Source organism: Methylocystis sp., from assembly GCF_051062815.1.
Classification (GTDB): domain Bacteria; phylum Pseudomonadota; class Alphaproteobacteria; order Rhizobiales; family Beijerinckiaceae; genus Methylocystis.
The window spans coordinates 1-7,204 of sequence record NZ_JBPFDU010000083.1 but is presented as its reverse complement, the minus strand read 5'-3'; the positions used below and the strand labels follow the sequence as shown (position 1 = coordinate 7,204).

At 59.7% G+C, this 7,204-nt stretch carries 7 protein-coding genes; 4 read left to right on the top strand and 3 right to left on the bottom strand.

All coding sequences use genetic code 11. From position 1 onward, the window contains the following. A partial coding sequence (locus ACR65W_RS17990; protein ID WP_434499114.1) for an ATP-binding protein occupies window positions 1-441 on the bottom strand: 441 nt, incomplete at its 3' end. Window positions 442-454: 13 nt separating this feature from the next. Then, window positions 455-1,993 (bottom strand): IS21 family transposase, encoded by a 1,539-nt coding sequence (gene istA, locus ACR65W_RS17985; RefSeq protein ID WP_434499113.1) that lies wholly within the window; start codon window positions 1,991-1,993, stop codon window positions 455-457. An 89-nt stretch (window positions 1,994-2,082) separates the two neighbouring features. Here istA and ACR65W_RS17980 point away from each other — a divergent pair, with 89 nt between their 5' ends. From ACR65W_RS17980 to ACR65W_RS17970, 3 genes are read left to right on the top strand one after another with little or no spacing between them, the layout of a single operon-like run. Beyond that, window positions 2,083-2,601 (top strand): AAA family ATPase, encoded by a 519-nt coding sequence (locus tag ACR65W_RS17980; protein WP_434499112.1) that lies wholly within the window; start codon window positions 2,083-2,085, stop codon window positions 2,599-2,601. A gap of 27 nt (window positions 2,602-2,628) precedes the next feature. Next, window positions 2,629-2,862 (top strand): MbtH family protein, encoded by a 234-nt coding sequence (locus ACR65W_RS17975; protein WP_434499111.1) that lies wholly within the window; start codon window positions 2,629-2,631, stop codon window positions 2,860-2,862. Next, a complete protein-coding gene (locus tag ACR65W_RS17970) occupies window positions 2,855-4,444 on the top strand; it encodes an MBL fold metallo-hydrolase (protein ID WP_434499110.1) in 1,590 nt (529 codons plus the stop codon). Before ACR65W_RS17975 ends, ACR65W_RS17970 begins: the two co-directional genes overlap by 8 nt. Before the next feature lie 324 nt (window positions 4,445-4,768). Here the strand turns inward: ACR65W_RS17970 and ACR65W_RS17965 are convergent, their stop codons facing one another. Beyond that, window positions 4,769-5,959 carry a MupA/Atu3671 family FMN-dependent luciferase-like monooxygenase gene (locus ACR65W_RS17965; RefSeq protein WP_434499109.1) on the bottom strand — a complete coding sequence of 397 codons (1,191 nt, stop codon included), beginning with the start codon at window positions 5,957-5,959 and terminating at the stop codon, window positions 4,769-4,771. A gap of 122 nt (window positions 5,960-6,081) precedes the next feature. Between ACR65W_RS17965 and ACR65W_RS17960 the strand changes: the two genes are divergently transcribed. Then, window positions 6,082-6,321, top strand: a complete 240-nt coding sequence (locus tag ACR65W_RS17960; RefSeq protein WP_434499108.1) for a hypothetical protein — start codon at window positions 6,082-6,084, stop codon at window positions 6,319-6,321. The last annotated feature ends 883 nt before the right edge of the window (window positions 6,322-7,204 follow it).

Here is a 7,204-nt window from a genome sequence, read left to right as displayed (position 1 = left end):
GCCATGAGCGACCGCGAGGTCGGCGAAGAGCCTCGGCACGCGGTAATACAGCACGGAGATGTCCTGTCGGCAGGCTTTCTGGCCAATAGCGCAGGCAAGCCAGCTCTTGCCGAGCCCGCTTGCCCCGGTGATCAGCAGATTGCGGCGCTCCGTGATCCAGTCGCAGGCGGAGAGTTTCAGGAACAGCGCGCGGTCGAGTCCGCGTGGGCTCTGATAGTCCACGTCTTCGACACTGGCCGGATGACGCAGGCGGGCGACGCGAGACCGCGTTGCGAAGCGTTTTTGGCGACGCAGCGTCAGTTCGTATTCGAGGAGCAGGCCGAGCCATTCGGCGTGTTCAAGGCCGCGCGCTTCGGGCTTGTGTTCGAGTTCCTTGAATCCTTTGGCGAGTCCGTAAAGACCGAGCGTGTTCAGTTGATCGAGTGTCGGATGAGCGAGCATGACGAGTTCCTTCTCAATGGTAGTAGCCGGGGCCGCGCAAATTGGCGTGATCGAACAGGGTCGCCGGCCCGTCTTCCCGGGCGGCCGCCGCGGGTTTGCGCGCGAGCAAGGAGACGACGCTTTTGCAATTGAGCGCGCCGATCTCGAGCGCGCGGGCGGAGACGGCTTCGGCGCGCGCGGGCTCCACGCCTCGATAAAGCTTCAGAACGCCGAGGCAGGTGCGAAAGCCTTGTTCGGGATGGCGCCGACTCGCGAGGACGGCGACGATCAACCCTTCGGTGTTCGGCCCGATGCTAGCGGCCCAGCGACGGAAGCGGTCCGGCGTCCAATCGGCGTAGCGCCGATGTGAACTGGGCATATGGTCCGGGTCCGTCCCATGCCGGTGGCCCATGTAACGCCGCTCGTGCAGGCCGACGCGCTGGCCGCGGTGGAAAATCTCGATCATGCGCGCCGTGCCGCGCACGTCGACCTCGGCGTGGATGAGCGCATGCGGGACCGAATAAAAAAACCCATCGACCTCGATGTGGTAGTCGATGTTAACGCGCGAGAGCTTCCACTCGGCGTATTCCCAATCCGCCTCGGGCAAGGACGAGAGCGCCTCCCGCTCGATCTTCTCGAACAGCTCACGACGGCTGACCCCGAGTTTGCGCATCGTCCGGCCGTTCATCATCTCCATGGCGAGCGCGATGGCGGCGTTGCATTCGTCAAGCGAGAAGAAGGTCTGCCGCCGCAACCGCCCGAGAATGTAGCTTTGCGCGAACCTCACCCCCGCTTCGACCTTCGCCTTGTCACGCGGCTTTCTCGGCCGAGCTGGCAGCACGCCGACGCCGTAATGCGACGCGAGCGCGCCATAGGTCCGATTGATCTCGGGGTCGTAGAACGACGCCTTGTTGACCCCGCTCTTCAGATTGTCAGGAACCAGCAGCCGCGGCGCGCCGCCGAAAAAACGGAACATGCGCACATGTGCCCCGGTCCAGTCCGTCAGCTTCTGCGTCCAGGTTGCTTCCGCATAAGTGAGGTTCGAGGCGCCGAGCACGGCGACGAAAATCTCCGCCTCGCGGATCTCGCCCGTGGCTGGGTTCACGATGCCGATGCGCTTGCCCGAATAGTCGACGAAGACCTTGTCGCCGGGCGCATGGTGCTGCCGCATCACCGGCGTCAGTCGTCGCTCAAAGCCGCGAAGCAGATCGCAAAAACGGCTGTAGCCATAACCTTCCGGTTGCGTGGCCCGGTATTCCTCCCACAAGATCATCATGTTGACGCCGGCGCGTTTCAGCTCCCGCGCCAGTTCCGCCCAGTCCGGCTCAACCCGGCGGCGCGCACCCGTCTTGACGCCGGCATGCGTGAATAGACGCTTCTCCAGCGCCGCGTCGTCCAACTCCTCGGGCAGCGGCCAGCTCACGCCCGCCGTCGTCGCCCGCTTCAAATTGTCCTGGATCGTGCTGCGCGCCACGCCGAGCCGGCGCCCCATCTCGCGCGCGCTCACCCCCTCGTGGGCAAGCCGCAGCATGTGCCTCAGTTGTCGCATGGTCAGTTCTCTCTTCGCCGGCATCCCGTTCTCCCCGTCGATCTCGACAAGGCGGAATGCCAAAGTTGCTGACCTGCAGGCAGCAGACGAAAAGAGGACCAAAGGCCTCTCAGGTGGCCGGCTTCATCTCGGAATGGTGGCCGGCTTCAAATCGGAACGGTGGCCGGAATGAAATCGGAATCCCCGGCCGGCTTGCGTCGGAATTCGCATTCGGAATTGCGGAGGCCGTCGCCGAAGCCTTTCCGGGTTCGCGACTTGAGATATTCCAGCAAAGCGGCCGTCTCGAGATCGGCTTACAAACCGGCAATCTTAATCGTCCACTGCACGCCAGCGAACTGTCCGACGGTACACTGCGGTACCTCTGTTTGGTTGGTGCTTTTCTTGGCCTTCGCATGCCGTCGTTCGTGGTTCTTAATGAACCCGAGATGAGCCTTCATCCTGATCTGTTGAAGCCGCTTGCGCGACTGATCCATAAGGGCTCGCAACGAACTCAAGTATGGGTTATTACGCATTCCGAGCTCCTGACGAAATACATCGAGGAGTATGGCGCTGCGCAGACCCTCCATGTCTCGATGAAGGACGGAATGACCATCGTATCAGAGGCGGACGAGATGCTGTGCCCGAGCGAGTAGCTCAATCAATCGATAGCCGGTGACCACATGGACCGAGAAAAGCAACTGCGAGTAGTTGTTAATCACGAGGAGCAGTACTCCATCTGGTTTGTCGACAGGGGTCTGCCGGCCGGCTGGAGGGATGTCGGCTTCACAGGAACGAAGGTGGAGTGCCTGGAGCATATCGCCCGCGTTTGGGTGGACCTCAGGCCCCGCAGTCTCCGACAAACGCAAACAGTCGTCCAACCTAAGCCGCCTGAGGAAAAGGCGCGTCATGAGTGACGATGGCCTACTCTGCCTGCGACCTGATGTGGTGCTTGAGCCGCTGATCGATGGCTGGTTCGCCTGGTCGCATCTTATACCACCGAACACCGCGGCCATGAACATCGCCGCACGACATATCAGGTTGATGGAATCGTTTATTGCGATGCCTCAAGCGCATGCGGCTGCGAGCAAAAATCCGGCGCTCAGGGGTGGGCAATTTGTTGAGTTGTTGCCGGAGCGGGTGGAGGAGGTCCGCACCCTGTTGGCGCAGACCCGCCGCAAGAGAAGCGGAGCAATTGCGCTTCATGATGCCATTCGCGCGTGCATTCAAATGCTGCGCGACGATGCTAAGGGCTACTCACTAGGTCTACTGTATGAAAAAACCCCGAAGCTGCTGCAGGGATATGTCGAGTTTGTCTACAACATCTCTGGGCAGCCGGATGTGCACTTTTTCGAGCCGTTGCTGTATCGGAGCGAATTCCACGACTCCTCGACTCAATCAATTCTCATTCAGCGACTGTCGGGAAAAAAACGAACCTTCATAATGAGCACACCGCGCCTGCCCGAAAATAGTACCATTCAGTGGGATATTGCCTTTGAATCGCAGGCAATCGATGCGCTGTCGCAACTGCGTTCGACGCCGGCGCGTTGGTCAATCATCAAGCGGACCCTCGATAAGTTCTCCTTGCCTGTCGATAAGATGCGAAACTTCTTTTGCGATTGGGAAGGTGGACGTCGCCTTCGGGTCCGGCCCGGACCGCGGTGGAGCTACTATGGGCATGCTTGTCTTCTCCTTGAGAGTGCGGGCGGAGCGTCGATCCTCATCGACCCCATTGTTGCATACGACGCCCATCCGCAGCTCGAGCACTTCGGCTTCGCCGATCTTCCTGACCGGATCGACACGGTACTTATCACTCACAACCACAGCGACCATGTAAACCTGGAAACCCTTCTGGCGCTTCGGCACAAGATAGGCAGTATTGTCGTTCCCGCGGGTGGCGGCCGGCTTCAGGACCCTTCACTAAAGCTCACCCTGGAGGCTCTCGGGTTTCAGAATGTGCACGCTGTGGAGCCCTTTGACTCGCGTGTCTGCGGAGACGCAACCATTTCCGCGTTGCCTTTTCTCGGAGAGCATGCGGACTTGGACGTACGCACCAAGTGTGCTTACCGTATATCCTATAATGGCTGGTCGGCCATGGTAGTCGCCGATTCCGCAAACCTCGATCCGATTCTCTATGACCACATCCGGCAGGCAGTCGGTCCAGTGGACACGCTCTTTATCGGGATGGAGTGTACAGGGGCACCCATGAGCTGGGTCTATGGGCCGCTGTTGTGTGGTGCAATCGAGCGCGACAAGGACAATTCCCGCCGGTTGGCCGGCTCAGATGAAAAGCAGGCGCAGGGGATTGTCAAGAGCCTCGGCTGTCGAGAGGTGTACGTATACGCATTGGGACTCGAGCCTTGGGTGGAGTTTATCACCAGCGTATCGGAACACTCCAGTGCGCCCGCAACGCAAGCTTCCGATCGCTTTGTAGCGGCCTGCCGAGAACAGGGGATCGAGGCGCGCCGGCTGTATGGGATTGACGCATCCGACCGCTGATGTTCGGGAGCATCACGGATACAATTGCCAGGCCCGACGGATGCGTGATTTACGGAGGATCGTTAGGCAGAGACATCAGAGGGAGCTATCTGCGCGTCAGGGGAGTTTGCGAACCGTGGCTAGAGTTTTTCGTAACGTGGGGCCTTGGCATTTGCGAAATACAATTGTGGCTCAGTTCTTGGAGTTGGCTACGACGGAGCGCTTGTGGCCGGCAGCCGCAGCACTAGGGCAGCAATTCTGCTACACCAGATCAATTGACGCGGATCACTCAAGCCCAAACGCAGGCCAGGTTGCCGCGAACCGACGTGATGGGGGAGTTCTAGACTACTTTGTCTGATCAGCCATGGAATCCTTAAGTCTTGCGAGGCGAGCAAGGCTGGCAAGGACGACTTCGGGCGGCGGACCAAAATCGACAAGGCACGCGACTTCATCCACGCCAACCTGTGACAAGCGACTCAAGGCCTCCTGGCAAGAGCGAGGGGTGCCTATCAAAGAGCGCTCTCGTATAAAAGTATCGGCTACGTGAGCCAAGAAGGCATTACGGTCGCCCGTGTCGGCTGTGCTCATGAGCCCTCCGATTTCCGGATTTGTTGCCAGTTCGTTGCCGCTCTGCCCGATGAAAGACGCAAGGTAAGACTTCATAAATGGCGAGCTTGTCGTGCGTACGTCCGACAAATCGTCACCTAACAAGGCATGCTGCATCAGCGTGACCTGCCCCCGAGACTTGTGTCCCGTCTGACGACGGCAGTCGCGGTACATTTCGATTCGGCGTCCAAGTTCTGTGAGATCCATTCCGATCAGCCCGGTTAAGATATTGGTGCCAAGCTCACCCGCAAGGCGAAAAGAGTCTGCGCCTACCGCTGTTATCCAGAGGGGGAGCTCGTCCTGCACCGGACGCGGGCGCGGAATGACGTGTGCCAGCGCGCCCACACCGTTGATGCGGGACAGTTTCCTGCCACGCCAGGACTCTCGGATCACCTCTATACCTTCGATCATCAGCCGGCGACGCTCCTGAAAGTGATCTGGAGCTAGGCAAAAATCATTGGGATGCCAGCCGGCGGCACAGGAAATTGCAACACGGCCGCGCGAAAGATTGTCAACGATACTCCATTGCTCGACAATGCGCAGCGGCTCATCGAGCGGCAGAACCACGCTGCCAGCGCGTAACCCGATACGCTCGGTCGCCATCGCGAGTGCGGCACAAAGGACTGCCGGCGCAGAAAAATGTCCCCCAAAATCAACAAAATGTCGTTCCGGGATCCAGACGGCTTCGAAGCCGGCATCATCCGCAAAGCGCGCGCATTTGAGTAACAAATCGTAGGGTTGGCCGGGGTCTGGGCAACTCGCGAAAAACATGAGGCTCAAACTACAGCACGCCTGCACATCAGTGGGCATCGGTTCACTTGGAGCGCGGGCAGCTGCCAATGGCCATGTCAGATTCGCAGCCCGGACCACCTTCTCCAGTAATTCTCGACGCTCTGGAGGGAGGTTTGCGATTCGTTTCTCAAGGTCCATGGCCTGCTCCGATCCCACCTCGGGTGTGGAGGAAATTGGTTGGCGTAGTCTGCCGGTTACTAGACCCGAGCGCTTTCAGCGTTGGAGCGCTGAAAAAGAGGCTACACCATGGCCAAGGTACCATGAATACGCAGGCTGTCGCCGCCGACCTTTTGCTTTTCGATGATTGGAATGGCGCGATCGAAGAAGGGGTTCGCGCCAAGGTGCGCAACTTTATCGATGCGACCCTCGAAGAGGAGATGGCGGCTATTTGCGGTGCCCGCGCTATGGATGCCGCAAACTTGGCGGTGATAACGAGCCTAAGGCCTCGATCGGCAGCCGTCATGACCACCGCGAGTGCGAGCGGACACTCCCGACGCTGACCGGAAACTTCGGCGACACGCCAATCACGAGGATCCTACCGCGTAGCGGGTTCGTTCAATCACCAGAGGATGGCGGGACACGGGAATGGCAAGGCGCTTCTTTGCGCGCCGGCCAACGCCGCACTAAAACTCGTCGGCGGTGCTCATCTTTTGGAACAATACGCGCCGCGTGCGGCGGGCCCTGGCCTCCGTCTTCAAAGGATAAATCGGCAAGGCAATTGTCAGCCGCGGCCGGCGGCGGGCGAAGGGCGAATGGGATGCTTGGAACAAGCCCTCGCTTGCCGAAGAGCCGATCATTCGGCTCCTTCTTGACGGCACGGTCGCGCGCGTCCGGCTCGACAAAAGAAGACTTCGATTTCCTTGCTCGTGGCGCGGCGCTCGCCCAGTCGGACAAAAAGTCCTGTTTGCCGTCAAAGACGTGGGCCTTTCTCGGCGATCTTGTTGCGCGCGGCCTGAAAACTCCCCAACTCATTATTGCCCACGGCCCGCCGAGCTTGAAGAAAGTGCTGGCTGGCGGCCCTGCAGTCCGATGTGACCGTGCAGCGATGCACGGTTCACAAGCATCGCAACCTTCTAGCCCATGCGCCGGATCGGCTGCACAAAAATTCTCCAACGACTACAGAGACACAATCTACACCAAGAATACGAGATCGAGGCGTGGTGCACGCCCTTCCTGCGCAAATGGCCGCTCAAGTGCAGTGCCGTGACCGACAGCCAGGAAGAAGTGGGCGGCAGGCTATTCTGAACCGCCCCGGGTTTGCCGGAGGCTGTTTCGTTTGAGTCACGCCGCCAATGCGGGCTTCGCGATTTGCGCATAATAGCGCGCTTCGGCTTCGGCTGGCGGAATGTTTCCGATCGGCTCCAGCAGCCTCTTGTTGTTGAA

Bases quoted from the DNA above. Each gene is read 5' to 3' on its own strand.
- ACR65W_RS17975 (WP_434499111.1), top strand. From the start codon at position 2,629: ATGGACCGAGAAAAGCAACTGCGAGTAGTTGTTAATCACGAGGAGCAG.
- ACR65W_RS17970 (WP_434499110.1), top strand. From the start codon at position 2,855: ATGAGTGACGATGGCCTACTCTGCCTGCGACCTGATGTGGTGCTTGAG.
- ACR65W_RS17960 (WP_434499108.1), top strand. From the start codon at position 6,082: ATGAATACGCAGGCTGTCGCCGCCGACCTTTTGCTTTTCGATGATTGG.
- istA (WP_434499113.1), bottom strand. From the start codon at position 1,993: ATGCCGGCGAAGAGAGAACTGACCATGCGACAACTGAGGCACATGCTG.
- ACR65W_RS17965 (WP_434499109.1), bottom strand. From the start codon at position 5,959: ATGGACCTTGAGAAACGAATCGCAAACCTCCCTCCAGAGCGTCGAGAA.